Here is a 15,865-nt window from a genome sequence, read left to right as displayed (position 1 = left end):
GGGGTCGGGTTTGCGGGCCGTGGAGCGCTACGCGGCCTTTCGTTCCACGTACTCCTCGATGTCCGCCATCGGCGGCCTCTCCTCCATGTCCACCGAATACGTACGCGGCTCGAAGCCGTGCTCGCCGCGTTCGAACTGGGTCAGGGAGGGGCGGATCATGTGGCCGCGGGCCAGGCGGAGCTGGGCGGTGCGGTAGATCGCGGCGGACATGCGGCCCAGGGCCTGCCCGTCCTGGTGGCGGTGTTTGCGGACGCCGACGTCGACCTGGGCCAGCGCGTCCAGGCCCACCAGGTGCAGCGCGTCGACCAGCATGCCCAGCTCGACGCCGTAGCCGACGGGGAACGGGAGCTGTTCGAGGAGGGAGCGGCGGGCCGCGTACTCCCCGCCCAGCGGCTGGACGAACCCGGCCAGCTGCGGCCAGTGCATGTTCAGGAGCGGGCGGGCCATGAGTTCCGTGACCCGGCCCCCCTGACCTGCGGCGGTGCCCAGCGGGCGGTCGTACATCGCCTTGACGAGGTCCACGCCCGGTTCGGTCAGCAGCGGGCCGACGATCCCGGAGACGAAGTCCGCCGAGAACTCCTTCAGGTCCGCGTCGACGAAGGCCACGATGTCCCCGCTGGTGACCAGCAGGGAGCGCCACAGCACCTCGCCCTTGCCGGGGACGGCCGGGATACGGGGCAGGATCTCGTCCCGGTGCACGACACGGGCCCCCGCCTCGGCGGCGACCTCGGAGGTGCGGTCCGTCGAACCCGAGTCGATCACCACGATCTCGTCGACGAGCGGCACCTTCCTGGTCATCAGCTCACGGCGGATGATCGCGACGATCTCGCCGACGGTCTCCTCCTCGTTGAGCGCGGGCAGTACGACACTCACCGTGGAGCCCGTGGCACGCTTCGCGGCGATGAGTTGCTTGAGCGGGCGGTCCTCGACGGACCAGGAGCGCGTGCTCAGCCAGCGCTCGACGTCTTCCAGCACGTGCGGCTCTCCCTTGCGTTCTTCGGGATGCGTGTGTCCGACGCGCGATGGGGGTCCCCCCGCTCGAGCGGAGTCGAGAGTGGGGGAGTGGAGTGCCTCACTGTCATCTCGCGGTTCGGACGGCTCTCTCCACCATCCAGGCCTTCGGTTACAGTCTTGAACAACGCTGATGACCATCGCATGTCGGGGGTCGTTGCGTGTACAACCAAAACCACAACCGAATAGCGCTCATCCAGAGGGGCAGAGGGATACGGCCCGTTGAAGCCCCGGCAACCCTCCGGCCGGTCTCGTCCTGATCATCGTCGATCAGCGCGGCGAGGCTCCCGGCTCGGGAAGGTGCCAAATCCGTCTCACGGCGAAGTGCGTCGTGAGGAAGATGAGGAAAGGGCCTCGCCTCCATGGCTGCGCAGACAGTTGCAAGCACCACGAACTCCACCACCGCGAACTCCGCGAACACCGTCGACCTGGGTCCGGCCACCGCGCTTTCCTGCCGCGAATGCGGCCACCGCGTCCCGCTCGGTCCGGTCTTCGCCTGCGAGGAGTGTTTCGGCCCGCTGGAGATCGCGTACGACTTCTCGGCGTACGACGCCGAGGAGCTCCGCAAGCGGATCGAAGCGGGCCCCGCGAACATCTGGCGGTACGCGCCGCTGCTGCCCGTCCCCGCGGACGTGGCGGACAAGCCCAACATCAACCCCGGCTGGACCAAGCTCGTCCAGGCCGACAACCTCGCGCGCGAGCTGGGTGTCGACGCCGGCAAGCTCTTCGTGAAGGACGACTCCGGGAACCCGACGCACTCCTTCAAGGACCGGGTCGTCGCCCAGGCCATCGAAGCGGCCCGCGCGTTCAACTTCACCACTCTCTCCTGCTCCTCCACCGGCAACCTCGCCGGCGCGGTGGGCGCCGCCGCCGCGCGCGCCGGCTTCCGGTCCTGCGTGTTCATCCCGCACGACCTGGAGCAGGGCAAGGTCGTCATGGCCGCGGTCTACGGCGGCGAGCTCGTCGGCATCGAGGGCAACTACGACGACGTGAACCGCTTCTGCTCCGAGCTGATCGGCGACCCGGCCGGCGAGGGCTGGGGCTTCGTCAACGTCAACCTGCGGCCGTACTACGCGGAGGGCTCCAAGACCCTCGCGTACGAGATCTGCGAGCAGCTCGGCTGGCAGCTGCCGGACCAGCTCGTCGTGCCCATCGCCTCCGGGTCGCAGCTCACGAAGATCGACAAGGGGCTGCAGGAGCTGATCAAGCTCGGGCTCGTCGAGGACAAGCCGTACAAGATCTTCGGTGCGCAGGCCGAGGGCTGCTCGCCGGTGTCCGTGGCGTACAAGGCCGGGCACGACGTCGTACGGCCGCAGAAGCCGAACACGATCGCGAAGTCGCTCGCGATCGGAAATCCGGCGGACGGTCCTTACGTTCTCGATATCGCCCGGCGGACGGGCGGGGCCGTGGAGGACGTGAACGACGAGCAGGTGGTCGACGCGATCAAGTTGCTGGCGCGTACCGAGGGAATCTTTGCGGAGACCGCCGGTGGTGTGACGGTGGGAGTGGCGAAGAAGCTGATCGAGAACGGTCTGCTGGATCCGAGTCTGACCACTGTCGTGCTCAACACCGGTGATGGTCTGAAGACCTTGGACGCGGTTGCTTCCGACACGGGGCTGACCGCGACCATTCGTCCGAACCTGGATTCCTTCCGTGAGGCCGGTCTCGGTTAGTTCGCCGCGCTCCTAAAAGACCGCGCACTTCCCCGCGCCCCTGACGGGGCGCTTCGCACCCGACCGGAGGTCCAACCCCATGAGCGTCAACGTACGTATCCCCACCATCCTGCGCACCTACACGGGCGGCAAGGCCGAGGTCGCTGCCGAGGGGGCGACTCTTGGTGAGGTCATCTCCGATCTGGAGAAGAACCACACCGGTATCGCCGCCCGGGTCCTGGACGACCAGGGGCAGCTGCGGCGGTTCGTCAACGTGTACGTGAACGACGACGACGTGCGTTTCGAGCAGGGGCTGGAGACGGCGACGCCGGACGGGGCCGGGGTGTCGATCATTCCCGCCGTCGCCGGCGGCTGACCGTCGGGGGCCGTGCCGGAGGCTGATCATTACCTTCGGTAACTGCCGTCACCGAGAGTTCATCGAATTGCCCCCTCCGTGAGAGAAGCGGAAGGGGCAATTCTGTATGGTTGAGCGCGGTACAGTTGGGGAACCTGCTTCGATCCGCACGCCGGGCGCATTGAGATCCCGCCCGAAGCCCGACAAGAAGTAGCCAAAGTGCCCCGCCTTTTTGAGCCTTTTATGGCATTCACGGGGCCCGACTTGCCCTGAATCTTCGTGAATTCTTCACATATTCCCGATCAGTCGTGCCCGGAATTCTCGTCGGATTGACCTGTTGCAGACGGCAGTTGGACGGATACATTCAGCCGCGGTCGACGCGTTCCGGCGCACACCCCCAACCGTTGGGGGGTGAGGTCTGACCCGGATCCGCGAAGTGCGGGTCTGTGCAAGGGCCAGTAATAGGGGAGTTAGGCATGGCTCAGGGCACCGTCAAATGGTTCAACGCGGAGAAGGGGTACGGCTTCATCGCGGTCGACGGTGGTGCGGATGTTTTCGTCCACTACAGCGCGATTCAGATGGACGGCTACCGCACCCTGGAAGAGGGTCAGCGGGTCGATTTTGAGATCTCGCAAGGCCAGAAGGGGCCGCAGGCGGACATGGTCCGACTGGCGACCGGCTGAAGCACGCGCCGACTTACTGCAGCGACGTTCTTCTTCCGAAGGGCTCGTACCCCCCGGGGTGCGGGCCCTTCGGCACGCCCGCACCCCGTGCGCGCCGTACGCGCGCTCTCTTCCCACCTGCTCCCACCTGCGGATCATCCTGAGCCGCTTGCACTCGCATGGGTCGAGTGCTAATCATTGGCGTTAGCACTCTGAAGGTGAGAGTGATAACGAGGACCGGGTCGGTGAGGCCCGCAGGCCGGGTGGGGCAAGGAACCACGAGGTCGGCAGGCCGTCCGTCGCGGGCGCGGGCGCGGTCCTGGAGATTCCACCCCAGTCCGGGAGGACCACTTCACATGGCCAAGATCATCGCGTTCGACGAGGAGGCACGGCGCGGTCTCGAGCGCGGGATGAACCAGCTCGCCGACGCCGTCAAGGTCACCCTTGGTCCCAAGGGTCGCAACGTCGTCCTCGAGAAGAAGTGGGGCGCCCCCACGATCACCAACGATGGTGTTTCCATCGCCAAGGAGATCGAGCTCGAGGACCCGTACGAGAAGATCGGCGCTGAGCTGGTCAAGGAAGTCGCCAAGAAGACGGACGACGTCGCCGGTGACGGTACGACCACCGCGACCGTTCTGGCGCAGGCGCTGGTCCGCGAGGGCCTTCGCAACGTCGCCGCCGGCGCCAACCCGATGGCTCTCAAGCGCGGTATCGAGAAGGCCGTCGAGGCCGTCTCCGGTGCCCTCCTTGAGCAGGCCAAGGATGTCGAGACCAAGGAGCAGATCGCTTCGACGGCCTCCATCTCCGCCGCCGACACCCAGATCGGCGAGCTCATCGCCGAGGCGATGGACAAGGTCGGCAAGGAAGGCGTCATCACGGTCGAGGAGTCCCAGACCTTCGGTCTGGAGCTCGAGCTCACCGAGGGCATGCGCTTCGACAAGGGCTACATCTCGGCGTACTTCGCGACCGACATGGAGCGTATGGAGGCCGTCCTCGACGACCCCTACATCCTGATCGCCAACTCGAAGATCGCCAACGTCAAGGACCTGCTCCCGCTCCTGGAGAAGGTCATGCAGTCGGGCAAGCCGCTGCTGATCATCGCCGAGGACGTCGAGGGCGAGGCCCTGTCGACCCTGGTCGTCAACAAGATCCGTGGCACCTTCAAGTCCGTCGCCGTCAAGGCTCCGGGCTTCGGTGACCGCCGCAAGGCGATGCTGAACGACATCGCCATCCTCACGGGCGGCGAGGTCATCTCCGAGGAGGTCGGCCTCAAGCTGGAGAACACCGGCCTGGAGCTGCTCGGCCGCGCTCGCAAGATCGTCATCACCAAGGACGAGACGACGATCGTGGACGGCTCGGGTTCGGCGGACCAGGTTGCCGGTCGCGTCAACCAGATCCGTGCCGAGATCGAGAACTCGGACTCGGACTACGACCGCGAGAAGCTCCAGGAGCGCCTGGCGAAGCTGGCCGGCGGCGTGGCCGTCATCAAGGCCGGTGCCGCCACCGAGGTCGAGCTCAAGGAGCGCAAGCACCGCATCGAGGACGCCGTTCGCAACGCGAAGGCGGCCGTCGAGGAGGGCATCGTCGCCGGTGGTGGCGTGGCCCTGCTCCAGGCCTCCTCGGTCTTCGAGAAGCTGGACCTCGATGGTGACGAGGCGACCGGCGCCAACGCCGTGAAGCTCGCCCTGGAGGCCCCGCTCAAGCAGATCGCCGTCAACGGCGGCCTGGAGGGTGGCGTCATCGTCGAGAAGGTGCGCAACCTTCCCGTCGGCCACGGCCTCAACGCCGCGACCGGTGAGTACGTCGACATGATCGCCGAAGGCATCATCGACCCGGCGAAGGTCACGCGCTCTGCCCTGCAGAACGCCGCGTCCATCGCCGCGCTGTTCCTCACCACCGAGGCCGTCATCGCCGACAAGCCGGAGAAGGCCGGCGCCGGCGCCGGCGCCGGTGGCGGCATGCCGGGCGGTGACATGGACTTCTGAGCCCCTGCGTAAGCAGAAAGGCTCGGCGGTTCATCGCAGCAGGCAGTACTTCGCAGTACGCAGTACTCCGCATCGCGCGGTACTTCGCATTACGCGAACGAGGGCGGCATCCCATTCCAGGGGTGCCGCCCTCGGGCGTGTCCGGGGTCACAGGGGCGTGCGGCGTGGTGACGGAATGCGCTGAGGGCCGGGGCGGTTGTCGTGTGGAGTGGTTCATGCGTGTGCACATACCAATGGGGATGCGCGCACACGCACATGGATCCGCAGATCGTCCGCCCGACCGACCGCTCGACCACTCCACCCCACGAGGAGCCCCTACGTGACTGTCGCCCCCTCCGCCTCCCGTGCGGCCGAGATCCTTTCCCGGCCCGTCTCCCTCAACGGCCTGACCGTTCCGAACCGGATCGCGATGGCGCCGATGACCCGGCAGTTCTCGCCGGGCGGTGTTCCGGGGGAGGACGTGGCGTCGTACTACGCGCGCCGTGCCGCCGCCGGGGTCGGCCTGATCGTCACCGAGGGCACGTACGTGGGCCATGACTCGGCCGGGCAGCGCGACGACATCCCGCGTTTCCACGGTGAGGAGCAGCTGGCCGGGTGGGCGAGGGTCGCCGAGGCCGTGCACGCGGCGGGCGGGAAGATCGTGCCGCAGCTGTGGCACATCGGGAGCGTGCGCAGGGCCGGCGAGCCGCCGTTCGCGGACGCCCCGTCCGTCAGCCCGTCCGGCATCCACACGGAGGGCGCCGAGGTCACCGGCAGGGCCATGACCCAGCTGGACCTGGACGACGTCATCCAGGCCTTCGCGGAGGCCGCTGCCGCCGCCGAGCGCATCGGCTTCGACGGGGTCGAACTGCACGGCGCGCACGGCTACCTGATCGACCAGTTCCTGTGGGCGGGCACGAACCGTCGCACGGACGCGTACGGCGGTGACCTCGTCGCGCGGACGAAGTTCGCCGCGGAGATCGTGGCCGCCGTGCGCGCCGCCGTCTCGCCGACCTTCCCGATCCTCTTCCGCTTCTCGCAGTGGAAGCAGCAGGCGTACGAGGCACGCCTCGCCGAGACGCCGGAGGAGCTGGAGGCGCTGCTGACCCCGCTCGCAGCGGCCGGTGTGGACGCCTTCCACGCCTCCACCCGCCGCTACTGGCTCCCGGAGTTCGACGGCTCGGACCTGAACCTGGCCGGCTGGACGAAGAAGCTGACGGGCAAGCCGGTCATCACCGTCGGCTCGGTCGGCCTCGACGGCGACTTCCTCAAGGGCCTCCAGGGCGAGGGCGCCCCGGCCAGGGGCCTCGACGACCTGCTGGACCGACTGGAGAGCGACGAGTTCGACATGGTCGCCGTGGGCCGCGCCCTCCTCCAGGACCCGCAGTGGGCGGCCAAGGTCCTCGACGGCAGGTCCGACGAACTGGGCGCGTACGACGCGGCGTCACTGGGCTCGCTGAGCTGACCCACCACCGACCGTTGTCGTACGGCGAGGGCGGCACCCCTTCTTGCGGGGCGCCGCCCTCGGCGTTGCAGGGCCGTCAGTCCGCGTAGTCCTTCAGCTTCTCGGTTTTCAGGGTGATGCCGACGGGCTCGGGGATCTCCACGGTGGCTCCCCACGGGTAGGAGGGGGCCTGCTGGTAGCGGCCGTCCTTCGGCTCGCTGAACACGGTGACGGTGTTGTTGTCGCGGTCGATGAGGAGGTAGACGGGGATGTCGGCCTCCGCGTAGCCGACGGGCTTGTCGATGCGGTCCCGCTGGTCGGTGTCGCGGTCGTGGGAGGTGATTTCGACGGCCATGAGAGCGCCGTCGGTCTCGGACCACTCGCCGTCGTCCCTGAAGTGGTCCACTGGCGCCAGGAAACCGTCCGTGCGTGCGCGACCCTTGCGGTAGGCCTCCGCCTTGACGCCCCGCTCGGGCGCGAGGTCCAGGTCGGGGCGTTGCTGCATGCACTGGCGGAGCAGCCACATAAAGATCGACGTGTGCTTGCCGTCCGGCATTGCCTTGACCCTTAGTTTTCCGTCGATGTACTCAAGCCGCACGGTTTCGGGTGCCCGGCTTTCCAGCTCCTCGAAGTCCTCGACGTCGAGTGGGTACTTGCTGGACAGCCGCCCTCCGAGGAATTCGAGCTTCACGCGCTTCGGCGCCTTGCGAGCAAGCTCTTCGAAGTCCTCGACGGACATCTGCGGGTGTTCGGTGGTGCCAGGGGTCATGGTTTTCCTCCTCCCTTCCATCGTGCCCCGGCTGTGTGCCTTCGGACTGTTGGAGCGGTCATACGCGTGGCCTTTCACCTCGGGAGGCCATCGCCGCGCGGGCTGCGGCGGCGTGGGCGTGGACTGCGGTGGAAGTCAGCGGGACGGATGGCCCAGGTGGCCCGGCCTCGCCCCGGCACGGCCCGCAGACGCCTCCCGGCAGGGCCTCCGGGCGGCCCGGTGTGCCGCACTTCGCGCACTCCAGTACGCGGAGAGGTGGGCGTCGCGGCGGAGTCGGCCCCGGTTCCGGTGGGAGCTTTGCGGTGAGGCGGGTTCGGACGATGGCCGCCGGGCTGTGGACCGGGACCGGGAGGCCCGCCGTCAGGGCCTGGAGTACGTGTTCGTCGCTCGCACCCCTCGCGAACCACTCCGTGAGCAGCGGGGCGAGTTCCGCGCAGGCCGCCTTGGAGAGCGACAGCGATGGCGCGGTGCGGCCGAGGGCCGCGAGCAGGATGTACGCGCGGGAGCGGGTGGGGCCGCCCTGCCCGGCAGGGGGTTCCTGCGGTTCCTTCGGTACGTCGCCCCTCGTGAACGCCGCCCACCAGTCGTCGTCCCGTGCCGTTCGCGAGAACCACGTTCGGGTGATCCAGCGGGGGCTTCCCGAGTCGGCCAGGTGTTCGCGTCCCCGGCGCAAGTGGCCTGCCCGCTGGAGGTTGTTGAGCACCGTGCGGAGTGCGCACTGGCCGTACGGGAGTGTCTTGGCCAGCGTCTTTACGGAGATGTCGGCGCCGCCGGGGAGCCGGTCGATGTACGCGGCGACGGCGGCTTCGCGGGGTGGAAGGTGCGCGAAGTCGTGGGCCGTACGGGGGAGTTGGTCCGGGGCCTCGCGTTTTCCGTAACCCGGGTTGGCCATCGGGTGCGGCGGGGTCGCGTGCGCGGGCAGGAAGGCAGGACTAGGCTTGGCGTCAGCCATGGGATCGACTCGCATTCGATCTTGTTGGTCAAGCCCCCGCGGGTGCCTGCAAGCGCCGAGCGGGGGCTGTTCGTTATCCGGGCACGCTAGACCCGTGTAACTGTCCGTGGCAAGTCGGTCGCGTCGAGTCAACTCGCAGGGAGGGTGGGTGGGTTGAGACCCACCACCCAATCCTCAGAAGCAGGGCTCGAAGCTCGGCGCTTGAGCTTCGGGGCGAGGGCTGCCTAGTCCTGCTTGAGGTCTTCGACGAACGCCGACCATGCCTCGGCCCGGAACTTGAGCTTCGGGCCGAGGGGGTTCTTGGAGTCGCGCACGGGGACGTGGGTGGGGTGGCCGGGGGCCACTTCCAGGCAGTCGGCGCCGCTCCCACCGCTGTACGTCGACTTGCGCCAGCGGCCGACCTCCAGGCAGTTGCCGCCCTCGCCGCCGCTGTAGCTCGACTTGTGCCACGTGGCTGCACTCAGGTCGTACTCAAGGGTGCTGTGCTCCATGTTCGTAATCCTGCGCCACTGACTCCAGCAGGGCTAGCGAATCTTGAGGCGAATGAGCTGCTGCCTGAAGGAGGCCGAACGTCAGGGTGTGGCGGGCGACCGTGGCTGGGTCGTCCAGCAGCTTTCCCATGTCCGGACCCTCGACGAAGGAGAGCGATGGGGCGTCCTCGAACTCCATGAGCTTCAGGGCGCCGGTCATCGACGCGTGTGCCCCTGCGCCAAACGGCAGCACCTGCACGATGATCCGGTGCCTGCGAGCCAGGTCCGCCACGTGCCGGAGGGCCCCCGCCATCTCCGCGCCGCCGACCTCTCGTCGTAGAACGGCTTCGTCGAGAATCGCCCACAACAACGGGGTTGTTGGATCGTCGAGGAGATGGGCGCGTTCGAGGCGTGCCGCCACCAGGGGGTCGATCTCGGCCTTCGGCGCCGTCGGCTTGTAGGCGCGGAATACGGCTTCCGCGTAGGCCCTGGTCTGCAACAACCCGGGGATCAGCAGGGTCGCGTACTCCCTGATCGCAGTAGCGATCGCCTCTGCCTCCGCAGCTTCCGCGAAGTGATCCGGGTACTTGGACTTCGCGAGTGCCTTGCAATTCCGCTCGAAGAAGCCGTTCGTGTCGAGGATCTCGTCTATCTGGGCGGCGTATTCGAGGTGGAGGCGTCGTGTCCCCGCTTCCAACTGGCCGATGAACGAGCCGCTGACGAACAAGGGCTCGCCCAACTCGCTCTGGCTGAGCCCCTTCCTCTCGCGGGCGTGACGCAACTCGGCGCCGATCAGGGCGCGAGGTGATGAGGACGGGTCAAGATCCTTCGGGCCGGCCATGCGCAACTCCCTGTCCCACAGGTTGGGTTGTTGGGGCGCCGTCTCTGGCCAGGTTAGAGCCCTACCGGACACGCTGTGTGGTGAACGTGAACACTCAGAGTGGAGGCAGGGCGCGATGGAGATGACGTCGAGTGAGCGGGTGCGGTCGACGGCGGAGGCCGTGGCGTGCCTTCGGGCGGCCCTGGAGGCGGCGGGCGTCGCGCTGCCGTCGCTGGGCGTCGACCCGGTGACAGCGGCCACCGGCGAACCGTACGCCCTGGTGGAGCTGGGGCGTTGCAACGTACGGACGGCGGTCCGGCTGGCCGACGCGCTGCGCGGGGCGGCGGCGGGTGGGGACGCGTGAGCCGGGAGTACGCGGTCGACCTGCGCGACGGTCGGGTCGGGCAGGTCATGGGGCGCGAGGGCGGCTACGTACAGCTGCGGCCCGTGGGTGGTGGCCGGGAGTGGGACTGTCCGCCGGAGGCGGTGGGCGAGGCTCCGGTCGGGGAGGTGCTGCGGGCACGGGTCCGGCGGCTCAACTGGGAGGGCCGGCTGCCGTGACGAACGGTCGGCCGGGCCTCGTACGCGTGGCTATTGTCTTGCGAGTCTCATGCCGTGACTCCAAGTGGGCCCCGGGCAGGCCGCTGACCAGCGGATTCGGTGCGGTTGTGAGGAACGGGCCGGAACTCACGAGACATTAGGCGCCGTGACGCCCTGGGTGTGGGAGAGGATCGCCCTGGTGAGTATGGGGAGGAGCCGGGGCGGGAGGGCGTGGCCCATGCCGGGGATCTCGGTGAGGTGGGCGCCTCGGATCGCCTGGGTGAGGTGCTGTGCGTGCGGCGGCGGGAACACGGGTTCGGCCGGGGCGAGGATGACCTGTACGGGCACCTCGGTCGTCGCGAGTGCCTCCGTGCGCAGCATGCCGGAGTCGTCGGCGAGGGCGTGTGCGGGTGACGTGGTGTGGCGGCCGGCGTGCTCGATGATGCGTCGTTCGAGATCGCGGAAGTGCGGCGCGTCGAAGGGGAGTTGATCCCCGGAGAGCGCTTGCCAGTGCGTCACGCGCCGGTCCAGTTCGGCTTCCGGGCCGTGGTCCTCGACGGGTTGCGACCACAGTTCCAGCACCTCGGGGGAGATGCCGGGGAGTTCCTCGGCCGGGAGGACGGTTCCGTCGGGGCGGGTGTAGGGGGTGGTGCTGAGCGCAGCCGTTCCGATCAGGGTGGCGCTCAGTACGCGGTCGGGGTGGTCCGCGATGAGCAGTTGGGTCAGCATGCCGCCGAGCGACAGCCCCACGAGATGGGCCCGCTCCACGCCGAGGCCGTCCAGCACCGCGACGGCGTCCTCGGCCAAGTCGGTGATGCGGTACGGCCGTTGCTCGTACGACCAGGTGGAGCGGCCTGTGTCGCGGTGGTCGTACCGGATCACGCGGTGGCGGGCGGCGAGGGCGTCGACCAGCGGCTCGGGCCAGCCGAGACCGGAGGCGCCCGCGCCCATGATCAGGAGGAGGGGCGGGGCATCGGGGGCGCCGCGCTGCTCGGTCCAGAGGTGCACGTCGGGGGCGACGGTGAGTAGCTGTTCCATGATGTGCAACGATACGTCTCGTCTCGTTGCAAGGCAATAGAAGGCAATAGCAGGCAATAGGAAGGCAATAGGAAGGCCGCCGCAGGGCGGGCTCGGTGCGGCTGCGGGTCCGGCGGCTCAACTGGGAGGGGCGGCTGCCGTGACGGGCCTACCGGTGAAGAGGCGGTGTTCCATCCCTGCACGATTCGGCGGGTGGAAATGCAGAAGCGCCGCTCGCACCTCGGGAGTACGGTCAGTGGCTGGAGGTTCGGGCATGGGTGGAGATGGGGTACCCGGGCAACACCGCACGCGTTGACGTGGTTTCGACTGTGACCTGTTGTCGCGTGCTGCTCGGTTCTGCGGCACGACGCGGCGACGTCCCTGGGGATGTCGCCTGATTCCCGTTTCCCTCGGCTCATCGGCCCGAACCGGGCGTGGGGTGAGTCGTGCCTGCGGCCCGAAGGGCTACCTCTCCATGCCTCTTGTTGTTCTTGCCTGCCTGGCCTATGTGAGCATGGCGCTGCCCGACAGCGTGCTCGGCATCGCCTGGCCCTCCATGAGTGCCGACTTCCATCAGCCCCTGGGAACTCTGGGGCTGCTCCTGCCGTTCGGTATCGCCGCCACGGTGCTGTCGAGCACCATGACCGGGCGCATTCTCACCCGCATGCACATCGGCCAGATGCTGTCAGCAAGCACGGTCCTGTCCGTGGTCGCTCTGCTCGGCTACAGCCTCGCGCCCTCCTTTTGGTGGGTGGTGGCGGCGACCGTCGTCCTGGGACTGGCATCGGGCGCGGTCGACTCCGGTCTCAACGCCTACGCGGCACGCCGGTTCGGAGCCCGTCACATCACCTGGATGCACGCCTGCTACGGGCTGGGCGCCGGCCTGGGGCCAGTAGCAGTCGCCGGCGCTCTGAGTTTCAGCCCGCAGTGGCGATGGGCCTACGTCGTGATCGCCGCGGTGCAACTGCTGCTCGCCTGCGCGTTCCTGCGAACCGGGCGCCTCTGGGCCGACCGTCCGAACGAACCTGGAGCGGCAGAGGCCCGTACGCGCGCGACAGCCCCGACGCGCGGCTGCGGCCGACCGGCCGGATCGCGTCGGTATGTCGTCGCGATGAGCGCGGCAGTGTTCGCCTTCCACATCGGTCTCGAAGCGAGCATCGGACTGTGGGCGTACGTCTTCCTCACCACGGGGCGCGGACTCTCGCCCGCGACCGCTGGGATGGTGGTGTCGGGCTTCTGGGCCGCCATGTTCCTGGGCCGCCTCGTCCTCGGTCCAGTTGCCGAACGCGCCGGTGCCGCACGCGTTCTCTCCTGTTCCGTCGCGGGAGTCGTCGGCGGCGCCGCCATGACGGCTGTGCCCGGCCCGGCGGTCCTTGCCCTCGCCGGACTGCTGGTCCTTGGACTCGCGGCAGCACCGGTCTTCCCTCTGCTGACCCTCACCACGGCCGAACGTGTCGGGCAGGACAGAGCGGACAGGACCATCGGCTTTCAGATCGCCGCATCCCAGATCGGTGCCGCTGTTCTTCCTGCCGGAATGGGCCTGCTTGTTCAGCACGTCGGCGCGACCGCTTTGGGACCAGCTCTACTCGCCCTCGCCCTCTGCATGGCAACCGGCTACGGCCTGCGCGTACGCCTGACCGCCTCTGCAGGTACACCGATCGCCCCGTAGACCAGATCCCAGCTGTCCTGCGCCGGTGCTGCCTACTCGATCGCGGTGCTGACGGAGGTGCGGGCGCACCATCTCAGGGCTCCCGCGTGAGCGGCTTTGCGTGGTGTCGGCGTGTGAACTTTTCGATGGCCGCCGGGGTGACGGGGGTGAAGAAGTTGACGAGGTTGCCGTCGGGGTCACGGAACAGCAGTGACCGGTTGCCCCAGGGCATCGTGGTGGGCTCGGTGACGAAGTCGGTGACGAAGCCGGTCAGGTTCTGGTGGACGCGGTCCACGTCGTCGACGAGGAACTCGGTGATCACGCTGTGGTTGTCCGCAGGGCGGGCAGAGCCCGGGGCGAACAGCGGGACGGTGCGGGTGCCGGCGATCGCGAGGGTGGCGCCCGCTGTGTCGAGTTCGGCGAAGTCCTCGGTGGCCCACGTCGCCCGCGCCCCTGTGGCTCGCTCGTAGAACTCGACGAGGCGTGCCACGTCGCTGGTGATGATGCGGATCGAGACGAAGTCCATGGGGATCTCCTTGGCTGTGCTGGAGGGGTGCACTGCGCAGGCTAGGAGAAATAGTGGACAGAATCGGTCCTGTATTCGCATTAGGTTGTGCACATGCCCCGACCCACTGCCCGCGTGCTGACACTCCTGGAGCTGCTGCAGTCGGGCGGCACCCGGACGGTGGCCGAACTGGCCGACCGGCTCGGCGTCGAAGGGCGCACCGTGCGGCGGTATGTGGGCCAGCTGATCGACCTGGATGTGCCCGTGGAATCGGTGCGCGGCCGCTACGGCGGGTACCGGCTCGCTCCCGGGTACCGCTTGCCTCCGCTCATGCTCAGCGACGACGAGGCGCTGGCCGTGCTGCTCGGCCTGGTCGCCGGCCGCCGAGCAGGGCTGACGACGACGGAGCACACGGCGAGCGAGACGGCATCGGCGAAGATCCGGCGGGTGCTGCCCAAGCACATCGCCCGTCGGCTCGACACACTTCTGGAGGCTCTCGCCTTCACGGATCAGCCCGGCGAGTCCGACACTCCGGACGCCGGGGTCCTGCTCACCATCGCCGATGCGGTGCGCCACCGCCGACCGGTCTCGATCCGCTACACCGACCGCGACGGTCGGCGCAGCGAACGCACGCTGCACGCGTACGGGATCGTCGCCCATGCGGGCCGGTGGTACGTCACGGGCAAGGACACCCGGATCGGCGAGGACCGAACCCTCCGGCTCGATCGCATCGCGGACGCGCGGACCCTGCCCGGCTCATTCGAAGCGCCCGTGGGTCCTGGTCCGGCACAGCGCGTGTTGTCGGCGTTCGCCACGGCCGAGTACCGGCATGAGGTGACCTTGCGGATCCACGGGACAGTCGAGCAGATCCGCGCCCGCCTTCCCGCCGGCGTCGCGAGCCTGGAGGAGCACGAGCCCGCGGCAGGCCAGGACCGGGCGACCGAGCGCTGGCTGCGCGTCGAGCTGCGGGCGGAGCGGCTCGACTGGTTGCCTCCAGTACTCGCCTCACTCGACCGGCCGTTCGTCATCGAGCGCCCCGACGAACTGCGCGACCTCGTCACCGCGCTCGCCGATCGCCTCGCGTCCTACGCCCGCCAAGCCTGACCGCGAGGAACGGATGTCGACCCGGTGGCCGCGGCGACCGGTGAGCCGTACGTGCTGGTGGAGTTGGGCCGGTGCAACGTACGGGCGGCGTGCCGTCGTGGCCGGCCCTTCTCGCAGGCTGGAGTGTGCAGTTGACGGCTCGTCCGGTTCTACAGGTCGGCCACGAGAAGCCGGTAGCCGACGTCGAGGGCTTCGCGGTCGAGCAGGTCGGCGTGGCGTTGGTGCCACCGGCCGGAGGACAGGTCGTCCGACAGCCGGGCCAGGCCCGGCCGGATGACTTCGTCGCCGGTCTGGGCGAGCAGTGAGATACCGGCCCGCATTTCCGGGTCGAGGTATGCCTCGGGTCGGCGCCAGAAGGCGGCGAGGAATCCGTCGGTGCAGTCGTGCGGGACGGGGACGGTTTCGGTGCGGGCGCCTCCCAGCAGTGCGACCAGGCGGTCGACCGCGACGGCTCGTGTGCCGTCGAACGCGGCTGCTTCGGGCAGGTACTCGTCCAGCAGCCAGAACCTGTGGTTGATGTCCGGGTCGAAGGTGAGGATGACGATCCGTTGCCTGGCGATTCGGCGGAGTTCGCCGATACCGGCTTCCAGGTCGCTCCAGTGATGCACGGTCAGGAGGGCCATCACCGCATCGGCCGAGTCGTCGGCGAGCGGGATCGACTCCGCGGACGCTTCCAGAGCCCGCGCGGATCCGGCCGGACGCTGCGCGATCATCACTGAGCTGGGTTCGACAGCCAGTACCGTTTGCGGTGGTTCGTAGGAGCCTGTGCCGGCTCCCACGTTGATCACGGTGGCGGCACCACCGAGGGCTTGATGGATCCTGGCGGCGATTCGGGGATCCGGTCGCCGCGTGGAAGCGTAGGTCGCACCGATGCTGTTGTAAGTCGCCACATCGCAGGGTATGCGCTTTCCACCGGAACCCGGAAGTACTCGCGGCGATGTCGGTTCGCGCC

At 68.5% G+C, this 15,865-nt stretch carries 17 protein-coding genes and 1 riboswitch; of the genes, 9 read left to right on the top strand and 8 right to left on the bottom strand.

Annotated elements, in window-relative coordinates:
- Positions 1-27: 27 nt before the first annotated feature.
- Positions 28-975, bottom strand: coding sequence for a glucosyl-3-phosphoglycerate synthase (locus tag ACH4YP_RS18530; RefSeq protein WP_361058360.1), 948 nt, complete (start codon positions 973-975; stop codon positions 28-30).
- Positions 976-1,200: 225 nt separating this feature from the next.
- Positions 1,201-1,358: riboswitch (SAM riboswitch) on the top strand.
- Positions 1,359-1,373: 15 nt separating this feature from the next.
- Between ACH4YP_RS18530 and thrC the strand changes: the two genes are divergently transcribed.
- The 5 genes from thrC to ACH4YP_RS18505 all read left to right on the top strand — a co-directional run bounded on the left by thrC (position 1,374) and on the right by ACH4YP_RS18505 (position 7,109).
- A complete protein-coding gene (gene thrC, locus ACH4YP_RS18525) occupies positions 1,374-2,684 on the top strand; it encodes a threonine synthase (protein ID WP_361058358.1) in 1,311 nt (436 codons plus the stop codon).
- Between the two features lie 79 nt (positions 2,685-2,763).
- Positions 2,764-3,039 (top strand): ubiquitin-like small modifier protein 1, encoded by a 276-nt coding sequence (locus tag ACH4YP_RS18520; protein WP_143639624.1) that lies wholly within the window; start codon positions 2,764-2,766, stop codon positions 3,037-3,039.
- A 455-nt stretch (positions 3,040-3,494) separates the two neighbouring features.
- Positions 3,495-3,701: a cold-shock protein gene (locus tag ACH4YP_RS18515; RefSeq protein WP_007493268.1), complete on the top strand. Its 207-nt coding sequence runs from the start codon at positions 3,495-3,497 to the stop codon at positions 3,699-3,701.
- A gap of 335 nt (positions 3,702-4,036) precedes the next feature.
- Positions 4,037-5,665 carry a chaperonin GroEL gene (groL, locus tag ACH4YP_RS18510; protein WP_361058356.1) on the top strand — a complete coding sequence of 543 codons (1,629 nt, stop codon included), beginning with the start codon at positions 4,037-4,039 and terminating at the stop codon, positions 5,663-5,665.
- A 319-nt stretch (positions 5,666-5,984) separates the two neighbouring features.
- Complete coding sequence (locus tag ACH4YP_RS18505; RefSeq protein ID WP_361058354.1) at positions 5,985-7,109, top strand: NADH:flavin oxidoreductase; 1,125 nt, start codon at positions 5,985-5,987, stop codon at positions 7,107-7,109.
- A gap of 76 nt (positions 7,110-7,185) precedes the next feature.
- On the opposite strand, the gene ACH4YP_RS18500 is transcribed toward ACH4YP_RS18505, so the two are convergent.
- The 4 genes from ACH4YP_RS18500 to ACH4YP_RS18485 all read right to left on the bottom strand — a co-directional run bounded on the left by ACH4YP_RS18500 (position 7,186) and on the right by ACH4YP_RS18485 (position 10,120).
- On the bottom strand, positions 7,186-7,857 hold the full coding sequence (locus ACH4YP_RS18500; RefSeq protein WP_361058352.1) for a Uma2 family endonuclease: 672 nt from the start codon (positions 7,855-7,857) through the stop codon (positions 7,186-7,188).
- A gap of 58 nt (positions 7,858-7,915) precedes the next feature.
- The gene (locus ACH4YP_RS18495) at positions 7,916-8,809 is read right to left on the bottom strand and encodes a hypothetical protein (protein WP_398491196.1); all 894 of its coding nucleotides are present in this window, start codon (positions 8,807-8,809) and stop codon (positions 7,916-7,918) included.
- A 224-nt stretch (positions 8,810-9,033) separates the two neighbouring features.
- Positions 9,034-9,300, bottom strand: a complete 267-nt coding sequence (locus ACH4YP_RS18490; RefSeq protein WP_398491194.1) for a DUF397 domain-containing protein — start codon at positions 9,298-9,300, stop codon at positions 9,034-9,036.
- On the bottom strand, positions 9,281-10,120 hold the full coding sequence (locus ACH4YP_RS18485) for a Scr1 family TA system antitoxin-like transcriptional regulator (RefSeq protein WP_398491192.1): 840 nt from the start codon (positions 10,118-10,120) through the stop codon (positions 9,281-9,283). The genes ACH4YP_RS18490 and ACH4YP_RS18485 overlap by 20 nt, the downstream gene beginning before the upstream one ends.
- 115 nt (positions 10,121-10,235) lie before the next feature.
- On the opposite strand from ACH4YP_RS18485, the gene ACH4YP_RS18480 reads away from it, so the two are divergent.
- Both ACH4YP_RS18480 and ACH4YP_RS18475 read left to right on the top strand, forming a co-directional pair.
- Positions 10,236-10,463, top strand: coding sequence for a hypothetical protein (locus ACH4YP_RS18480; RefSeq protein WP_398491190.1), 228 nt, complete (start codon positions 10,236-10,238; stop codon positions 10,461-10,463).
- The gene (locus ACH4YP_RS18475; RefSeq protein WP_055616380.1) at positions 10,460-10,660 is read left to right on the top strand and encodes a hypothetical protein; all 201 of its coding nucleotides are present in this window, start codon (positions 10,460-10,462) and stop codon (positions 10,658-10,660) included. Before ACH4YP_RS18480 ends, ACH4YP_RS18475 begins: the two co-directional genes overlap by 4 nt.
- Before the next feature lie 126 nt (positions 10,661-10,786).
- Here ACH4YP_RS18475 and ACH4YP_RS18470 read toward each other — a convergent pair whose 3' ends face one another.
- A complete protein-coding gene (locus tag ACH4YP_RS18470) occupies positions 10,787-11,677 on the bottom strand; it encodes an alpha/beta fold hydrolase (RefSeq protein WP_398491188.1) in 891 nt (296 codons plus the stop codon).
- Between the two features lie 454 nt (positions 11,678-12,131).
- Between ACH4YP_RS18470 and ACH4YP_RS18465 the strand changes: the two genes are divergently transcribed.
- Positions 12,132-13,325 carry an MFS transporter gene (locus ACH4YP_RS18465; protein ID WP_398491187.1) on the top strand — a complete coding sequence of 398 codons (1,194 nt, stop codon included), beginning with the start codon at positions 12,132-12,134 and terminating at the stop codon, positions 13,323-13,325.
- A 73-nt stretch (positions 13,326-13,398) separates the two neighbouring features.
- Here the strand turns inward: ACH4YP_RS18465 and ACH4YP_RS18460 are convergent, their stop codons facing one another.
- A complete protein-coding gene (locus tag ACH4YP_RS18460; protein WP_398491185.1) occupies positions 13,399-13,830 on the bottom strand; it encodes a VOC family protein in 432 nt (143 codons plus the stop codon).
- 93 nt (positions 13,831-13,923) lie between these two features.
- On the opposite strand from ACH4YP_RS18460, the gene ACH4YP_RS18455 reads away from it, so the two are divergent.
- Entirely contained in the window at positions 13,924-14,913 is a 990-nt protein-coding gene (locus ACH4YP_RS18455) for a helix-turn-helix transcriptional regulator (RefSeq protein ID WP_398491183.1), read from the top strand.
- A gap of 149 nt (positions 14,914-15,062) precedes the next feature.
- Here ACH4YP_RS18455 and ACH4YP_RS18450 read toward each other — a convergent pair whose 3' ends face one another.
- Positions 15,063-15,692 carry a class I SAM-dependent methyltransferase gene (locus ACH4YP_RS18450; protein ID WP_398491181.1) on the bottom strand — a complete coding sequence of 210 codons (630 nt, stop codon included), beginning with the start codon at positions 15,690-15,692 and terminating at the stop codon, positions 15,063-15,065.
- Between the last annotated feature and the right edge of the window lie 173 nt (positions 15,693-15,865).

Origin of the sequence: Streptomyces sp. NPDC020747 (assembly GCF_044334695.1) — a bacterium.
Classification (GTDB): Bacteria; Actinomycetota; Actinomycetes; order Streptomycetales; family Streptomycetaceae; genus Streptomyces.
This window is presented reverse-complemented; position numbering and strand designations above follow the sequence as displayed.